The sequence below is a fragment of the Methylobacterium sp. XJLW genome, assembly GCF_003254375.1.
GTDB lineage: Bacteria > Pseudomonadota > Alphaproteobacteria > Rhizobiales > Beijerinckiaceae > Methylobacterium > Methylobacterium fujisawaense.
Window position 1 is genome coordinate 2,405,741 of sequence record NZ_CP016429.1, and the last position, 16,154, is coordinate 2,421,894.

At 66.8% G+C, this 16,154-nt stretch carries 13 protein-coding genes and 2 pseudogenes; 5 read left to right on the forward strand and 10 right to left on the reverse strand.

The genetic code is table 11. The features are described from left to right. Nucleotides 1-236: 236 nt before the first annotated feature. Entirely contained in the window at nucleotides 237-983 is a 747-nt protein-coding gene (locus tag A3862_RS11090; RefSeq protein WP_053609592.1) for an ABC transporter ATP-binding protein, read from the reverse strand. Further along, nucleotides 980-2,110: an ABC transporter permease gene (locus A3862_RS11095; protein WP_043356800.1), complete on the reverse strand. Its 1,131-nt coding sequence runs from the start codon at nucleotides 2,108-2,110 to the stop codon at nucleotides 980-982. The genes A3862_RS11090 and A3862_RS11095 overlap by 4 nt, the downstream gene beginning before the upstream one ends. A 130-nt stretch (nucleotides 2,111-2,240) precedes the next feature. On the opposite strand from A3862_RS11095, the gene A3862_RS11100 reads away from it, so the two are divergent. After that, on the forward strand, nucleotides 2,241-2,606 hold the full coding sequence (locus tag A3862_RS11100) for a hypothetical protein (protein WP_236961948.1): 366 nt from the start codon (nucleotides 2,241-2,243) through the stop codon (nucleotides 2,604-2,606). Nucleotides 2,607-2,992: 386 nt separating this feature from the next. On the opposite strand, the gene A3862_RS11105 is transcribed toward A3862_RS11100, so the two are convergent. From A3862_RS11105 to A3862_RS11120, 4 genes are all read right to left on the reverse strand, one after another. Continuing rightward, a complete protein-coding gene (locus A3862_RS11105; protein ID WP_043356801.1) occupies nucleotides 2,993-3,238 on the reverse strand; it encodes a hypothetical protein in 246 nt (81 codons plus the stop codon). Nucleotides 3,239-3,379: 141 nt separating this feature from the next. Continuing rightward, entirely contained in the window at nucleotides 3,380-3,967 is a 588-nt protein-coding gene (locus tag A3862_RS11110; protein WP_111473590.1) for a phasin family protein, read from the reverse strand. Nucleotides 3,968-4,293: 326 nt separating this feature from the next. After that, nucleotides 4,294-4,599: a hypothetical protein gene (locus A3862_RS11115; protein ID WP_111473591.1), complete on the reverse strand. Its 306-nt coding sequence runs from the start codon at nucleotides 4,597-4,599 to the stop codon at nucleotides 4,294-4,296. Between the two features lie 355 nt (nucleotides 4,600-4,954). Beyond that, entirely contained in the window at nucleotides 4,955-5,440 is a 486-nt protein-coding gene (locus A3862_RS11120; RefSeq protein ID WP_078947140.1) for a response regulator, read from the reverse strand. Nucleotides 5,441-6,177: 737 nt separating this feature from the next. Here A3862_RS11120 and A3862_RS11125 point away from each other — a divergent pair. The 4 genes from A3862_RS11125 (at nucleotide 6,178) to A3862_RS11140 (ending at nucleotide 10,782) form a co-directional block, all read left to right on the forward strand. Further along, nucleotides 6,178-7,626, forward strand: a complete 1,449-nt coding sequence (locus A3862_RS11125; protein ID WP_043759420.1) for a DUF1254 domain-containing protein — start codon at nucleotides 6,178-6,180, stop codon at nucleotides 7,624-7,626. A 516-nt stretch (nucleotides 7,627-8,142) separates the two neighbouring features. After that, entirely contained in the window at nucleotides 8,143-8,619 is a 477-nt protein-coding gene (locus tag A3862_RS11130) for a BLUF domain-containing protein (protein ID WP_051045092.1), read from the forward strand. A 403-nt stretch (nucleotides 8,620-9,022) separates the two neighbouring features. Further along, nucleotides 9,023-9,964: a cobalamin B12-binding domain-containing protein gene (locus A3862_RS11135; protein WP_236961950.1), complete on the forward strand. Its 942-nt coding sequence runs from the start codon at nucleotides 9,023-9,025 to the stop codon at nucleotides 9,962-9,964. Between the two features lie 449 nt (nucleotides 9,965-10,413). Continuing rightward, nucleotides 10,414-10,782, forward strand: coding sequence for a TIGR02300 family protein (locus A3862_RS11140; RefSeq protein WP_111473592.1), 369 nt, complete (start codon nucleotides 10,414-10,416; stop codon nucleotides 10,780-10,782). A 117-nt stretch (nucleotides 10,783-10,899) separates the two neighbouring features. Here the strand turns inward: A3862_RS11140 and istB are convergent. The 4 genes and pseudogenes from istB to groL all read right to left on the reverse strand — a co-directional run bounded on the left by istB (nucleotide 10,900) and on the right by groL (nucleotide 16,128). Continuing rightward, nucleotides 10,900-11,741 (reverse strand): annotated as a pseudogene (gene istB / locus A3862_RS11145) (IS21-like element ISMdi7 family helper ATPase IstB). Then, nucleotides 11,738-13,235 (reverse strand): annotated as a pseudogene (gene istA / locus A3862_RS11150) (IS21-like element ISMdi7 family transposase). The pseudogenes istB and istA overlap by 4 nt, the downstream one beginning before the upstream one ends. A 129-nt stretch (nucleotides 13,236-13,364) precedes the next feature. After that, nucleotides 13,365-14,180 (reverse strand): transglutaminase-like domain-containing protein, encoded by an 816-nt coding sequence (locus A3862_RS11155; protein WP_043356830.1) that lies wholly within the window; start codon nucleotides 14,178-14,180, stop codon nucleotides 13,365-13,367. 295 nt (nucleotides 14,181-14,475) lie between these two features. Then, a complete protein-coding gene (gene groL / locus A3862_RS11160) occupies nucleotides 14,476-16,128 on the reverse strand; it encodes a chaperonin GroEL (protein WP_111473593.1) in 1,653 nt (550 codons plus the stop codon). Nucleotides 16,129-16,154 lie beyond the last annotated feature (26 nt).

Consider the following 16,154-nt stretch of genomic DNA (forward strand, 5'->3'; position numbering starts at 1 on the left):
CCCGTGTCGATGCCTTCAGGGCAGAGCGTCCGTCCGCGCCAGGACGCGCCGATGGCGGAGGCCCGTTATGGTCCGGACACGGGCGCCTCGCCGGGACGAGCAGACGGAGACGGCTGTCGCGGCGGGGGCACGCATGGCCGGTCGCGAAGCCACCGCGGCCCGGGCTCGCGGACGTCCAGAAGACCGCCTGCCGCGCGCCGCACCCGCCCGGCCGCGATGATTCTGCCGCCTGTCGATCATGGGCGGCCGGCCCTCTGCGAACCCACGGTCCGGGCATGCGTCTCGCAGTCGTCCGTGTCCGGCCGTTCCTCGCGCGTGATCGCCCCGTCCTCGATGTGCACGATCCGATCGGCGAAGCGGAAGAGACGCGCGTCGTGCGTCACGACGAGGACGGCCCGCCCGCGCTGCTTCGCCGCCGATGACAGGATGGCCATGATCGCCCGACCGTTTTCCGAGTCGAGAGCGGCCGTCGGCTCATCCGCGAGGATGACGGACGGATCCGCGACCAGCGCCCGCGCGATCGCGACGCGCTGCTGCTCGCCGCCGCTCAGCTCGCGCGGGAACGCGTTCAGCTTGGCGGAGAGGCCGACATCGGCGAGGACCGCGGCGCTCTTCGCGGTCGCCCCGGGGCCGCGCTCGCTGCGGATATCGAGGGCGAGCTGGACGTTCTCCGCCGCGGTGAGCGTGGAGAACAGATGGTAGGATTGGAAGACAAAGCCGATGTGCCGCCGCCGGATGGCCGCCAGCGCCTCCGGCCGGGCGTCGCCGGTCGGGACGCCGCAGACCCGCACGGTCCCGCTCGTGGGCGTCAACATGCAGCCCAGGATGGACAGCAGGGTCGTCTTGCCGCTGCCCGAGGGCCCGACCAGGACCGTCAACTCGTGGGCGCGGACGACAAGGTCGAGTGCCCGCACCGCCTCGACGCGCGTCGGCCCCTGCCCGTAGGTCTTGCACACCCGCGCGGCTTCGATCGCGGCACTCATCGGGTGAGCACGCTCGCGGGATCGACCCGGATGATCCGGACGATGGAGGCGATGCCGGAGGCGACGCACATGAGGAGCGTGAGGGCGAAGGCGACCGCCACCAAGGCGGGGGTAATAATCACCGGGGCGACGCTCGTCGCGGTCAGACGCTCGACCCCGATACTGATTACGGTCGCCACCGAGAGACCGATCAGCGCGTTCACGAGCGCCTGGAAGGCGATGACCCTGTAGATGTATCGGTTGGAGGCACCGATCGCCCGGACCATCGCGAATTCGTAGAGGTGCTCCTTCGTGCTGGAGTAGAGCGTCTGCGCGATGATGACGGTCCCGACGATGATGGAGAGCAGGGCGCCCGCGACGAGAGCCGCGCCGGCCCCCGTCCGGTAGAGCCAGAAATTCAGGGACCGCGCGCGAAACTGTTCCGGCGTGAGCGCCTCCATGCCGGAGACACGCGCCTGCGCCTCCTGCCGGATGCGCGCGATATCGGCCCCCGGCTTCGCCCGGATGAGGAAGTACGTGACCAGATTGGCCGGTAATCCGACATAGGATCGGGCGCTGCGGAAATCGGTGAAGACGTAGGGCCGCGTCGTGAAGGAGCGCAGGCCGGAGGTGACCGCCCCGACCGTCACCGGGTGCCCGCGAACCTGTGCCGTCTCGCCGCGCGCAGACACGCCCAGCTGGTCTGCGTAGGACCGTTCGAGCGACACGGTGCCGGCGGTCGCGAGATCGTCGAGGCCACCCTCCACGATGTTCCACGGCGCCAGGCCACCGACCGGGTCGGACGCGATGATGAAGATCCCGATCAATCCGCCGTCCGGCGGCAGCCAAGCCGAGAAGCCCGCCACCACCGGGACGGCCTCCGACACCCCGTCGACGGCGCTCAGCTCCTGGCGCATCTCCGCGTCGAGAATCGAGATGTCCTCGAAGTACTGCGTTCCTTTCGAGACGATCCAGAGATCGGCTGCGGTGTGATCGACGATCAGCGTCACCATCCGCCCGAAGCCGTAGAACAAGCCCATCTGCACCAGGATGAGGACGACCGAGAGCACGATCCCGGTGACGGCGGCCACGAACCGAAGCCGATCCTGAAGCAGATTCCGGAGCGCCAGCGTCATGACAAGCGGCATTCGCGTGCTCGATATGTGCCATTGTCATGTAAAAATCAGCATAAATTGCCAGTAATGAGATTGATATGGATCAATTGCGGCGCCATGGCTCTGTATTCACATTCGCTTTGATCTTGATCTGGAGGGCGATATGGGCCGCGCGTGGTGTGTCGCCGGGGCGGCGGCAGCGATGGTCCTGGTCGGCGCCCGCGCTTGCGCAGAAGACGCTTTCGAGGGGCGATACCTGCAGAACCGGCCATGCCGTGGCGACAGGACCGATCCCCCGAGCCTGAGGGTGACGATCACACCGCAGCAGATCACGTACGCGGGCGGAACATGCGCGATAAAGACCAGGCGCGGCGAAGGGAGCAGGCTCATCTTCGGCGTCGCGTGCCGGTTTCGCAGCGGCATCACGATGGGATCGGACATCGTCTTCACGCGCCAGCGGGGCGGCGTCTGGCACATGACCCAGGGGGACGGGGATTTCGAGGCCGACATCTACAGGTGTCCGGACTGAATCCGAGCCGTGGCTGAAGGGAGCCGGACCTGCTGTCGCCGCCACGTCGAGGCCCCGGCGGTGAGCGCTTCCGCATCACGATCACCGGCGCCTTCCTTGTGTGCCGCGGCCCTCTGCAGGGTAACGGTCTCTCGCCCGCCTCAGTCGGGCCATGGGCTGCGTGTGCGTTTCACCTGGTCAGGCGCGCCGACTCGGGTAAGTCGTTTCCGGCCCTGCTCCGACAGGTCACCGAGTGTCTCAGTCGGGTGGTTTAGCGACAGCCTGCTTCTGGACAAGGGTTTGGAAGACGCAGACGCGGCTGCGGCGGCGACACGCCCGGCTCCCACGTCTGTGCGCGCTGCGTGAGCCTCACGGATTGCCCGAAGGCGATTGCCGGCCAATCCCGATCAGGTCGCCGTGAGACGCTTCTCGTTCGCAGCCACGTGCTCACGGTAGCGGGCGACAACCACGTCGACCGAACCTCCGGTCATCAAGGTGCCCGAGGCCTCGATGAATGCGCTGATCTTCTCGCTGACCATTCGGTGCGCCTCAAGCTGACCGTCGGCACCGCCCAAGGCGAGTTTCACAAGCCGAAGTTCGACGACCCTTTGCGCCTCGAGAGCGAGCAGGGTCACGGCATAGGGGTTGTACATCGCGCACTCCGAGCCACGCCGCGCGAGAACCGACGCGACTGCGACAAACGAAAAGGGCGGCCGAAGCGACCGCCCTCGGGATGATTGCCGGATCGAGGAGGATCGCTCGACCTTCGGTCCGGCGTCTCAGCGCACGCGCGTTCAGCCCTGCTGCGCGATGCCGGAGAAGGTCTTGCCGGCCTCCTCGATGGCGCGCGCCGAGGTCTCGGAGAGGGCTTTGCCGTCCTGAACCATGGATTGCAGCCCCTCACGGACGAGCTCGCTCTGGATCGCGGAGTACTCCTGCACCGATTTGGCGCGAGCCAGCTTGTTCACGCCGTCGAGGTTGCGCTGCCACTGCTTCTGGCTCAGCGAAAGCCAGATCCGTGACGTGTCCTGGAAGGCCTGGGTGATCACGGTCCCGCAGCGAACGACTGCTTCCATGTTCTGCTTGGACTGCCGAGCCAAGCGCTCGCTGCCCTCGCCCGTGTAGCCGAGGGTGCGGCTGAAGCGATCCGCGGCTTGGCGCGCTTGGTGCGAGGCCGTCTCGACGCCTTTCTGCACGATGTGCTGGGTGTTCTCCGCGGCGCGCTCGTTGAGATCGACGAACTTGTTCACACCGTCGCGAGCGGCGTCGGCGAATTGTGTGGTCTGCTCGGCGGACTTGTCGGCGTTGGCCTTCAGGGTCTCGGCGGCCTTGTCGAACTGCCTGTTGTGCCTGTTCTGGTCAGTGTTTTGATTGGATGTCATTGTAAATTCCTGTCCTATAATCGATTGGCGATGTCTGCTCTGCGAAATTCAGATGCCAATCGGGATGCGGGGATAGTTATTTATCCCTCTTATTGCGCCTCATTTAAATCGTGCGCCGGATCATATAAACAATGTCTGAAATGAAGATTTGATCCAAATAATGATCCGTGATTTTCCAGAACGGAGATACTTAAATGATAAGTCGCTGATTGCGCTGCACAATAAAAGTTTCGGCAGGATGCACTGCGGTCAGGGTGGGTCGCGTGAGACCGCGACGGCGTATTGGGCGCAGGCCGTCCCGTGGTCGCCAACGGCTTGCGAGGCGCTCAGGAGGCCCGGGCTGCCGCGAAGCGGTCGTCAGCGGCACGATCCTCGCGGTCGACGCCGCCGGTCATGGTCAAGCTGTAGTCCGGCCCCGGTCGGGAGAACCGCCCGAGATCGCCCGTCAGCGGAGCCGCCGCGGACTTCGGCGCAGGCGTCGAGCGGGCCTTCGGCGCCTGCCGGCTGACGTTCCGCGGGTCCGTCTCGCGAAGCTCGGCCGCCAGGACGTCGACCCTTGCCGGAGCGATCGTGACCCGCTCCGGATCCCGCCGGCCTCCTCTCCGACGCTCGGCACGCGCTCGCCGTCGCACGCGGTGATCGTGACGAACTTGGCCATGCGGTCGAGCACGGGCGTCCGGTCGTCGGCGGTCCCGCCGGCGGTATCGAGCGCCCTCTCGATCGCAGCCGTGTTCCGCGCGCGGGTCGCCAAGTCGGCCCGGGTGGCCTCGCGCTCGGCCTGCTTCCGGAGCTCCGTGGTGATCGAGGCGTTCGAAAGGTCGCGGACCGGCAGCGGGCTCTGTCCGCTTCGGAGACGCCAACGAAGGACGCCGGATCGGCGAGACGGGCGGGTTTGCGCTCGTCTGCCTGCGAGCGACGACGCATCAAACCGAACATCGCCTCGGCCAAACTGACGGGCTTCAGACCTGGCCGTGATGGAAGCAGGGGTTACGTCTTGTCCGGCTCGGTCGAGGGGCCGGCAACGGTTCCCAGGCCGTTGCCCAGGTTCACTCCCCTGTGAGGCGGTACTCCGCTCGGCAATACGGGGGCGGTTGCGGGCGCCTCCTGCACCTGTGCGAGGCCGGCGTCCACCTCGTGGATGAGGTCTGCAAAGTCGTAGGGCTTGCTGAGCAGGCGTGTGCCCGGCGGCAGCGCCCGCTGAAGATCCGATCCGGCTCCAGAGGTGACAATGATGCCGACGGCGGGCCAACGGTGATGAACGAGGTGGGCAAGGGCAACACCATCACCCACGATGCCGCGCCCCGTCACCAGCATGCTCACCGGGGTCGGTCCTTCGAGCACCGCCAGCGCCTCGGCGGCTGTGCGGACCTCTATGGCCTGAAAGCCAACATCCTCCAGCATGTCGGCCGTGACCATACGGACAAGTTCATCGGCCTCGGCGATGAGGATGGCTAAAGGCCTGCTGTCAGACACAGACATGCTCCGCGTGATCAGGGCGGGAGCGCTCGCTGCTCTCAGGCACTGACGGCCGGGTCCGAAGCCAGTGATTCCCCCTTATGCGCCAATTGTCCGCCGGGCGCGATGACCTTGGTTGTGGCAGCGCGTCACCCGAGGGCGCGCCCTGGTCCGGCCGCCTTCCGCCCAGAGCCGAACTTGCCGGACGGCCGACGAATGGCGTCTGTGGACGCCCCTGCTTTCGGGGCGTCCAACAGCGGGCCGAAGGGCCGACATGGGTCGGCCGCGGACGGACCGCGCGGGGTGGATTTCTGCCGGGCTGCTCCCGGGCGCAGAGACGTTGGAGCGGGCCTTGCCCTCCCGCCTGCTCACGATCCCAAGCAGCCGATCCCACCGGTAAAGATTGGGCATGCGGATGAAGACCAACTCCGCCGGTTCGCTATGGGGCGCCTTCAGCAGACCGCCGTTTGTGGCCGCTTCGAACTGGAGCGTTCCGCTAGGACAAGCCTTACTGGACTGTCAGACACACAGTGCGCTTCCGGGTCGAGCCAAGCCGCTGTCCCATTCGGTCAAGCTGCCGTGCTCAGCTTCGGTATGCTGCCGCGCGCCGCGATCCGATGTGGCTCTCGAAGGTTTCTCTGTTCTGACGGTCGGCAAAGCCGGTCCGGCGAGAGGGCGCTGCATTCGGCGCGTCTGGGGGATCGAGATTTTTCCTGAAGCCGCCTGCCTGAGCGGGCAATTCCGAGGAGACGGTCATGGATGTCACCAGACGGATCTTCGCCGCCGGCGCCGCTACGATCCCGTTCGTCGGCTCGGGCCTGCCTCTCGCCCGGGCTCAGAGCACGGCCCAGGACGCGCCACTCATCGGCAACAACGCGGTGGCCGATCCGATCGAGCTGGCGACGGACGCCTATATCTACGGCTACCCGCTCGTCACCATGGAGATGACCCGGCGCGTGCTCACCAATGTGGCGGCGCCTGAGGGCAAGAACGCCCCGATGGGCCAATTCGCCAATCTGCGCGAATATCCAGACGCGAAGTTCCGGGCCGTCACCGCACCAAACGCGGATACTCTGTACTCCAGCGCCTTCATCGATGTCGGGACAGAGCCCCACCTTCTCAGCATCCCGGAGGAGGACGGCCGATACTATCTCATGCCGATGCTGAGCGCCTGGACGAACGTGTTCGCCGTGCCGGGCAAGCGCACGACGGGAACCGGGCCACAAACCTACTTCATCGCCGGACCCGGCTGGAGCGGCAGCGTGCCGTCCGGCGCCAAGCTGATCCAGGCGCCGACTAACCTGATCTGGATCCTTGGCCGGACCTACTGCACGGGGGCTCCCGAGGATTATAGGGCCGTGCACGCGCTGCAGGACCAGTACCGGCTCATCCCGGCGAGCGCGGCCGGCAAGCCGTACACACCGCCTCCGGGGCGCGTCGATCCGAGCGTCGACACGAAGACGGCGGTGCGCGAGCAGGTCAACCGCATGGATGCGACGACCTACTTCAACATGCTGGCCACCCTCATGAAGGACAACTCGCCGGCGCTCGCCGATGGGGTTCCGGTCGCCAAGATGGCCTCACTCGGCATCGTGCCGGGCCAGCCCTTCGATCCCGCACGCCTGCCGCCTGCCACCCGCGAGGCAATCGCGCAGGCGCCGAAGGAGGCCATTCCTCGCATCATAGGGCACATGAAGACGGCGGGAGAGCACGTAAACGGCTGGACCTTCACGACCAACGGCGGGGATTACGGCAAGGATTACCTGCAACGCGCTCTGGTGACGGCGGTCGGGCTCGGCTGCAACTTGCCGCAGGACGCAGTCTACCCGGTCGCCACGGTTGATGCCGCGGGCCGTCGGCTGACCGGCGCCTCGACGTACGTGATGCGTTTCCCGGCCGGCGAGCTGCCGCCCGTCAACGGCTTCTGGTCGCTGACGATGTATGACGCGGACTACTTTTTCGTCGACAACCCGATCAACCGCTATTCATTGAGCCCGCGCGACAGCCTCAAGGCCAACCCGGACGGCTCGGTTGATCTCCTCATCCAGCATGAGAGCCCTGGCCCGCAGCGGGAGGCGAACTGGCTACCTGCCCCGGCCGGGCCTTTCATCCTGATGCTCCGCACCTACTGGCCGAAGGACGTCCTCCTGAACGGCTCCTGGGCGCCGCCGCCGGTCACCCGCAGCTCCAGCGCCACGCTCTAGGCCGCACGGCCGGATCCCTGCCCGAGAGGCAGCGCTCCATAAGATCCAATCCGCGAACGTCCGCCTGCGACGGTGACGCAGTCCGTTGCGACCGCCCCGCCGAAGGCCGGCTCCTCACCCCGAGCCGAAGTCGCTTTACCGCAGGCAAACGTCTCCTTTGAGGACGAGACGAACGCGGTCCTGACGACCGAGATGGGTCGAAACCTGCAGGGCCGCTCAGGGCGAGAGCGGTCCGACCGCTTTCGGACCGCCAGGCAGGGAAGCCGACGTCGGTTCCGCGCCTGCACACGACCCATGGCAGGCCAATGGCAGGCCCGTGACAGGCCCGCTTCGTCGTCACCGCATCGGCCTGATCGCGGGTGAGCACGCTGATGGCCGGTCGATCCGCAGCACCTTCGGTGTCCGCGTGATGGCCGGGGCGACCAAGCTCAATGCCAAATCCGGTTCGTTGCGCTATCCTGCCGCTGACGCGCCGGGGGGAACGCCCTGCTTGGCATAGACGGAAAGAGCCCGCTCATGTTCGATGAATACGGCATTCCACGCGGCGCTGAGTTGAACGAAGTCCCGCTGCCCGCGCTGTATCATTTCGTCTATTGCAGCCGTGCCGCCGACGGCGTCGACGATGCCGAGGTCGGCCGCATCGTCAAGGCGGCCCAGCTCCACAATCTCGCGCATGGCATCACCGGGGTCCTGGTGTTCGGCAGCGGCGTCTTCTTCCAGTGGATCGAGGGGCCGGCTGCCCAGATACACAAGCTGATCGCGCGCCTGCATGGCGATTCGCGCCATTACGATGTCGTTTCGCTGAGCCAGAGCGAGGAAGAGCGAGAGCGTCTCTATCCGGACTGGGAGATGGAGAAGGTCGAAGCCGAGGACATCCGCATGGTTCTGACGGACGCGCTTGAAAGCGCCGAAGACAAGAGCAACATCGCGGCCCTCAAGCGGATTCTCAAGCAACTCGATTCGGGACCGCTCGATTCGCTGGGACGAAGCTGATCGGGCCAGCCCGTAACATCCAGTCCGGCGCCCGATCGGCGTGGTGGGCCAGGACTTCGATGGCCCCCATTCGACCTCGACCGAGCGTCGCAGAGCATCCCGTTCTCCAGGATCGACCGCGTCGCCGTGGCGAACCTCCATTCCAGTCCCTGCGGCTGCGCGGTTGGGCCCGCGAGCCAGTCCGACCACGCAAAGACCCTTCACGGGCAAGGGGGCGCGCGATCGCCTGTCTAAGCCCGAGCCCGAGCCCGACCGTTGTCTCGCCCGCGCGCAAAACTTTGTCTTTCGGCCAAGCCGGGCCGCGTTGTCTTATCCCAGGAAATTTGACTTAGCCTTTACATCCGCGCTGACAACAGTTCTCATGCTGCGCAGCGATCGATAGGCCAGCAAGGCCGCCGACGCTGTGGCGCCGGGGGGGACGATGCAGAATTTCGGTTCGTCCGACCATCTGGGGGGCGACGGTCTCCCGCACGATACCGAACGTGCGACCGAGGCTCGTCGGCTCTATGCGCGCAAGCGTGCCGCCGAGGCCGCACGCGAGCGCTGCCTGGCCCTGGGGCAGGTCGTCCAGACCGAGATCATCCCGCAACTGGTTCTGCGCCATCGCGGTTTGGGGACCGAGGGAGCCATACCCGCCTTCAAACCAGACGCGGGACAGATCGCGGCCTTCACCGATCTCACGCTCGCGACGGACGATGGGGCCGTCATCGAGGCTTTCTCGGCCCTGGTGGCGGCCGGGCACCCTGTCGATCGCCTGTTCCTCGATCTTCTGGCCCCCTCCGCGGCTCTCTTGGGCCGGATGTGGGACGAGGATCTGTGCGACTTCGTCGAGGTCACCACGGGGGTGGCCCGGCTCCAACGGCTCGTCGCGCGTTTCCGAGCCGCGCCGGGGGCCGCCTCGCGCGATGATCGGCGTCGTCTGCTCCTGATGGGCGCTCCAGGTGAACAGCACACGTTCGGCGTGCGGATCGTCGAGCAATTCCTGCGTCGGGCAGGCTGGGCCGTGTCGATCGGCCTCTCCTCCAGTCCAGAGGAGATCGCCGCTCTGGTGGCGTCCGAATGGTTCGGCGTCGTCGGTCTGACGCTCAGCAGCGAGACGCGCGTCGACCAGCTCGCCACGGCGATCCGCTCCGTGCGCGATGCGTCGTGCAACCGAGCCATCTGCGTGATGGTCGGAGGACCGATGTTTCTGCAGCAGCCGGACCTCGTCCAACGGGTCGGAGCGGACGCATCCGCGGTGGACGCGGCGACGGCGGTGCTACTCGCGCAACGACTGCTCGATCTTGCGGCCGACGAGGCCGGGACGTCAGGAGCAGACGCGGTTGCGACCGAGTGCGGGGCCTGACACCGCCGCAGGAGAAGCAAGGCTTCATCAGCCTTCCTGCGGCTCTGAGAGGTCAGCCGCGTGCCATCCGGCATCCGGCCGATTGAGCCTCGGAATCGCTCTCAGGGGACGGGCGCGAGGCGGCCGACTGGGGCGGCCCGAAGACGGTCCCTGTGCAGTCTGGCGAAGGGCCAGGGGCCGCTGACTACCCCGGGGCGACGTTGCCGGGCGGCCTGGGAATGGCGGCGTCCGAGAGCCGACGTTCAAGCGGTCGGTCGGGCGGGCGCGTGTCTGCCCCCTCGCGGGGTCAGCCAGGCCGTCACCGGCAGCGGGACGTCTGCGGGCGGGCAAGCCGCTGCCCGGATCCGATTCAGACTCGCGTTGGGCAGGGTGATCCGCCGCCATCTATGATAGACGAGCCGGAGAGTGCGCTGCCCGTCCAGCGTGGAACGTCCTTTTGGAGAGTCGCAGTGGCACGTCCGGACCTTGGTACGAAGCGCATTTGCCCGGTGACGGGCAAGAAGTTCTACGACCTCAACAAGACCCCCGTGATCTCGCCCTACTCGGGCGAGGTCGTCCCCACCTCCGTGTCGCCGTCCTCCGCCCGAGCGGCCGCACCCGTGGTGGCGCGCAAGGAGACGCCGGTCGACGATGAGGAGGAGACGGACGGGCCGGAACTCGTCTCACTGGATGAGGCCGAGGCCGAGGAAGCCGACAAGGACACCGATACCGAGAGCGATGACACGCTCGATATCGAGGACGACGGCGACACGGTCGAGGATGACACCCTCGTGGTCGACGAGGACGACGAGGACACCAGCGACCTGATCGAGGTGTAAAGGGCGGACCAATTTTAGGCCGCCGTGGCGGAGTAAAACCAGGCCACGGACTGCGGACAGCCTGAACGATGAAGGGGCCCGATCGGGCCTCTTCATCGTTTGTCGCGGATCGTGAGGTCAGGCTGGCCGGATCTCGCCCGTCGCGGGATCAGGGTCATCAAGGGTGGCCTGGTTTTGCTCCGCCCTGTCTGTGCGGCCCCGCCGGCTGCGGGAGGATCTGAGGCGGTAGCTGTCTCCGTTCAGGCTCAGGATGCTGACGTGATGGGTCAGCCGATCCAGCAGCGCACCGGTCAGCCGCTCCGAGCCCAGGACCGAGGTCCAGTCCTCGAACGGAAGGTTCGAGGTCACCACCGTCGAGCCGCGCTCGTAGCGCTGGGACAGGACCTCGAACAAAAGCTCGGCCCCGTCGGCGACAGCGGCACGTAGCCGAGTTCATCGACAATCAGCAACTTCACCGCGGCCAGCTCCCTCTGAAGCCGGAGCAGGCGGCGCTCGTCACGCGCCTCCATGAGCTGGTTGACCAGCGAGGCCGCCGTGGTGAACGTGACCGAGAAGCCCTTCTGGCAGGCTGCCAGTCCGAGAGCCAGGGCGATGTGCGTCTTGCCGGTGCCGGAGTTGCCGAGCGCGATGACGTTCTCCCGACCGAGGACGTAGCCGCAGCGCGCCAGCTCCAGCACGAGCATCTTGTTCAGGCTCGGGATGGCGGCGAAGTCGAAGGTGTCGAGGCTCTTCACCGCCGGGAAGCGTGCCGCCCGGATCCGGCGCTCGACCATGCGCCGTTCGCGGTCGATCAGTTCCAGCTCAACCAGCCGCAGCAGATAGCGGGGGTGGTCGAGGCCGCTCCGGGCGCAGTCCCGGGCGACCTTGTCGTACTCGCGCAGGACCGTCGGCAACTTCAACTGCTTGAGGTGATGGGCGAGCAGGACGCCCGGTGTCGTCTCATCGCCGCTCACGCTCATGCCGCCACCTCCGGCACCAGCACCGTGTAGTCGGCGGCCATCGTCGCGCGCACCGCAGGCCGGGGCAGATGCGGGTAGGCCGACAAGTCGAGCCGAGGCGGCCGCCGTTCGAGACGGGCCAGCGCGATCAACTTGACCGCATCGAAGCCAATCGCCCCGAGCCGGATCGCCTCGGTGACGGCCCAGGCCACGAGGTCCTTCGGCATCGCCTCCATCAGGCGCAGCACCTGGATGAACTCGCGCTTGCCGCGGTTGCCCATGCGCGCCTCCAGAAGGTGGCGCAGGTGCTGGAACGCCTCGGGCAGATCCCAGCCCTGGAGTGCCGCGGCTTGGTCGAGGGCGTTCGGCTTGGTCTCGATCAGCGCGAGGTAGTGCAGAGGTTCGGCGACGAAAACGCCGCTGCCGTAGCTGCGCGGGTGCCGGGCGATCTCGACCCCCGCACACAGGATCACGACTTCCTCGACGAAGCCCTTCACCAGCACGTCCGGAAGCCGTAGGTGGTCGGCACCGAGTAGTCGTTGCCGCGATAGCGCACCAGCGCGGTCGACGAGACGCGCCCGGCCCTCTTCTCGCACGGCTCCAGCGGCACCGCCGGCAGGGCTCGCAGAACCACTCGATCGGCCATGAGCCGCGTTCCGATGCTCTCGGGATGCCGCCCGGCGCACTCGTTCTGCCGAGCTCGGCAGCGGCGCTCCAGGTCAGCGTTCAGCGCCTCGAACGAGGCCGCCTCCGGAGCCGGGGTCATGAAGTGGGACCGGGCGAACTTGACCAGCCCCTCGACCTTGCCCTTGTCGTTGCCCCTGCCCGGACGGCCGAAGCGATCCCGGAACAGGCAGTGGCTCACCAACTCGGTGAAGGCGCGCGTACGCTCACGCTGTCCGTCGCCGCAGATCTTGGCCACTGCGATTTTGGTGTTGTCGTACAGGATCGACAGAGGCACGCCGCCGAAGAAGGCGAAGGCGGCGACATGCCCGTCGAGAAAAGCTTCGGTGGTCTCCCGCGGATACGCCTTCACGAAGCAGGCGTCGGAGTGCGGCAGATCCATGCAGAAGAAATGGATCTTGCGGCGCACGCCAGCGATGGTGGCGACCGCCTCGCCAAAATCGACCTGGGCATGGCCGGGCGGGTGGGCGAGCGGCACGAAAGTCTCCTGCCCCGTGCTCGGCAGATCCGTACGTGGTCCTTCACCACGGTATAGCCACCGGCATAGCCGTGCTCGTCGCGTAGGCGCTCGAAGATCCGCTTGGCCGTATGGCGTTGCTTGAGCGGTGCAGTCCGGTCCGCCTCAAGGATCGCCGCGATCACTGGCAGAAGAGGCCCGAGCTTCGGCTTCTCGACCGGCTTCGAGCGTGTGTAGCCCGGCGGCAACGAGAACCGACACATCTTGGCGATCGTCTCTCGGCTCAACCCGAAGACCCGAGCCGCCTCACGCCGGGACTGGCCCTCGATGAACACGAACTGCCGAACGGCTGCGTAGACTTCCACGACGAACATCCTCGGCTCCTCTCGAAAGAGAAGCCTCTCCACTGGCCGGCTTTTACACCGCCCGCATCAGCACAAAGCCGACGCTCCAGTGGATGGTTTTGTCACCGCCCTACACATCGGCTTCGATACGGCGCCGGTTCAGGCCGGGCCGGGCGCTTCTTCCGTCGTCACGCGAAACCCGGTGAGATCGTTGGGCCCGAAGGTGAGCGTCAACGGCACGTCCGCGGCGTCGCGCCCATAGGCGATCAGGATCCGGCCGATCCGGGAGCTGTTGTTGCGAGGGTCGAAGGTATGCCAACGGCCACCGAGATACACTTCCATCCAGGCGGCGAAATCACCGGGCGCATGCGGCAGCGGCAGGCCGATGTCGCTGACATAGCCGTTGCAGTAGCGCGTCGGGATGTTGAGGCAGCGGCAGAACGCGATCGCCAAATGCGCATAGTCGCGGCAGACGCCCCGCTGCTCCTCGAAGACATCGAAGGCCGTGCGGGTTGCGCGCGCGTGCTCATACCCGAAGGCGATCCGATCATGCACATAGTCGCAGATCGCCTGCACCCGTCCCCAGCCGGGCGGGACATGTCCGAACAGATCCCACGCGATGGCGGAGAGGCGATCCGTCTCGCAGTACCGGCTGCCGAGGAGAAACAGCACGCTGTCCGAAGGCAGCTTCTCGACCGGGATCTCCGGAGCGTCGAGTTCCTGCAGATCCCCGCTGCCGTGGTCCCGCACGACCGTGTCGGTCTTGAGCATGAAGCGCCCCGCCGGAGCGACCATACGGGAGCACCAATTCCCGAAGCTGTCGCGATAGCCCTCCAGGGGAACGGCCGGGCTCGTGATCAGGTAATCGGGCCGTTCGAGGTCAGGGAAGCGCGATGCGTGGACGTTGAGCGTCGCGATGACGGGCGTGGGCTGCGGAAACTCGTAAGTCATCTCGCAGCCGACAAGAATGCGCATGTGCTCTCTCCTCGATGGCAACCGCGAGATCGGCGCGGGTCATGCCGACAGGACGAATTTCGCAGGGCCCTCGTCGGCGCGATCGCCCTGCGAGCCAACGCATCCGTCACGAGGATGAGGCGCCCGGAGCGAACGGCACAAGCTTGCCGGTTTCAGCCCGGCGGAGGCGGCAGCGGTCGATAGCGAGAGAAGGTCGGTCCAGCCCGTCGATCCACCCCCTCGTGTTGCGCCGAAGCGCCCTCCGGCGATCCGCCTGTCGGCGTGCCGGAGGGCGCTTCGGACCTGTTTCGGCCGGTTAGAAATCCATGCCGCCCATGCCGCCCATGCCGCCCATGCCGCCGCCGGCGGGCATGGCCGGAGCCTCCTTGCGCGGCGCCTCGGAGATCATCGCCTCGGTGGTCACCAGCAGGCCGGCGACTGAGGCCGCGCCCTGAATGGCCGCGCGCACCACCTTGGTCGGGTCGACGATGCCGGCCTTGAGCATGTCGACATACTCTTCGGTCTGGGCGTTGAAGCCGTAGGTCTCCGAGCTGTTGGCCAGGATCTTACCGACCACGATCGAGCCCTCGACGCCCGAGTTCTGGGCGATCTGACGGATCGGGGCCTCGAGAGCCTTGAGGACGATCTTGATGCCGGCCTGGACGTCGGGGTTGTCGTTCGCGAGCCCCTGGACGGCGGCCTTGGCGCGCAGGAGCGCGGTGCCGCCGCCGGGGACGATGCCTTCCTCGACCGCCGCGCGGGTGGCGTGCAGCGCGTCGTCGACGCGGTCCTTCTTCTCCTTGACCTCGACCTCGGTCGAACCGCCGACGCGGATCACCGCGACGCCGCCCGCGAGCTTGGCCAGGCGCTCCTGCAGCTTCTCGCGGTCGTAGTCCGAGGTGGTCTCCTCGATCTGCGCCTTGATCTGGCTGATCCGGCCCTCGATGTCGGTCTTCTCGCCGGCGCCGTCGATGATCGTGGTGGTCTCCTTCTCGATCCGCACGCGCTTGGCGCGGCCGAGCATCGGGAGCGTCACGTTCTCGAGCTTGATGCCGAGGTCCTCGGCGATCATCTGGCCCTTGGTCAGGATCGCGATGTCCTCGAGCATCGCCTTGCGGCGGTCACCGAAGCCCGGCGCCTTGACGGCCGCGACCTTCAGGCCGCCGCGCAGCTTGTTCACCACCAGGGTGGCGAGCGCCTCGCCCTCGATGTCCTCGGCGATGATCAGGAGCGGCTTGCCGGTCTGGACCACGGCCTCGAGCACCGGCAGCATCGCCTGGAGCGAGGAGAGCTTCTTCTCGTGGATGAGGATGTAGGGATCCTCGAGCTCGGCGACCATCTTCTCCGCATTCGTGATGAAGTACGGGGACAGGTAGCCGCGGTCGAACTGCATGCCTTCGACGACGTCGAGCTCGGTCTCGGCGGTCTTGGCCTCTTCGACCGTGATGACGCCCTCGTTGCCCACCTTCTGCATGGCGTGGGCGATCATCTCGCCGATCTCCTTGTCGCCGTTGGCGGAGATCGTGCCGACCTGGGCGATCTCCTCGGACGAGGCGACCTTGCGGGAGCGCGCGCCGATATCCTTCACGACCGCGGCCACGGCCAGATCGATGCCGCGCTTCAGGTCCATCGGGTTCATGCCGGCGGCGACGTACTTCACGCCCTCCCGGACGATGGAGGCCGCGAGAACGGTCGCGGTCGTCGTGCCGTCACCGGCGGTGTCGCTCGACTTGGAGGCCACTTCGCGCACCATCTGGGCGCCCATGTTCTCGAACTTGTCGACGAGCTCGATCTCCTTGGCGACGGTGACGCCGTCCTTGGTGATGCGCGGGGCGCCGAAGCTCTTCTCGATCACGACGTTGCGGCCCTTCGGGCCCAGCGTCACCTTCACCGCACTGGCGAGCAGTTCGACACCGCGCAGCATCTTCTCGCGGGCATCGACCGAAAAGCGAACGTCTTTGGCGGACATGGTGGAGCACTCGTCATCTGTCGTTT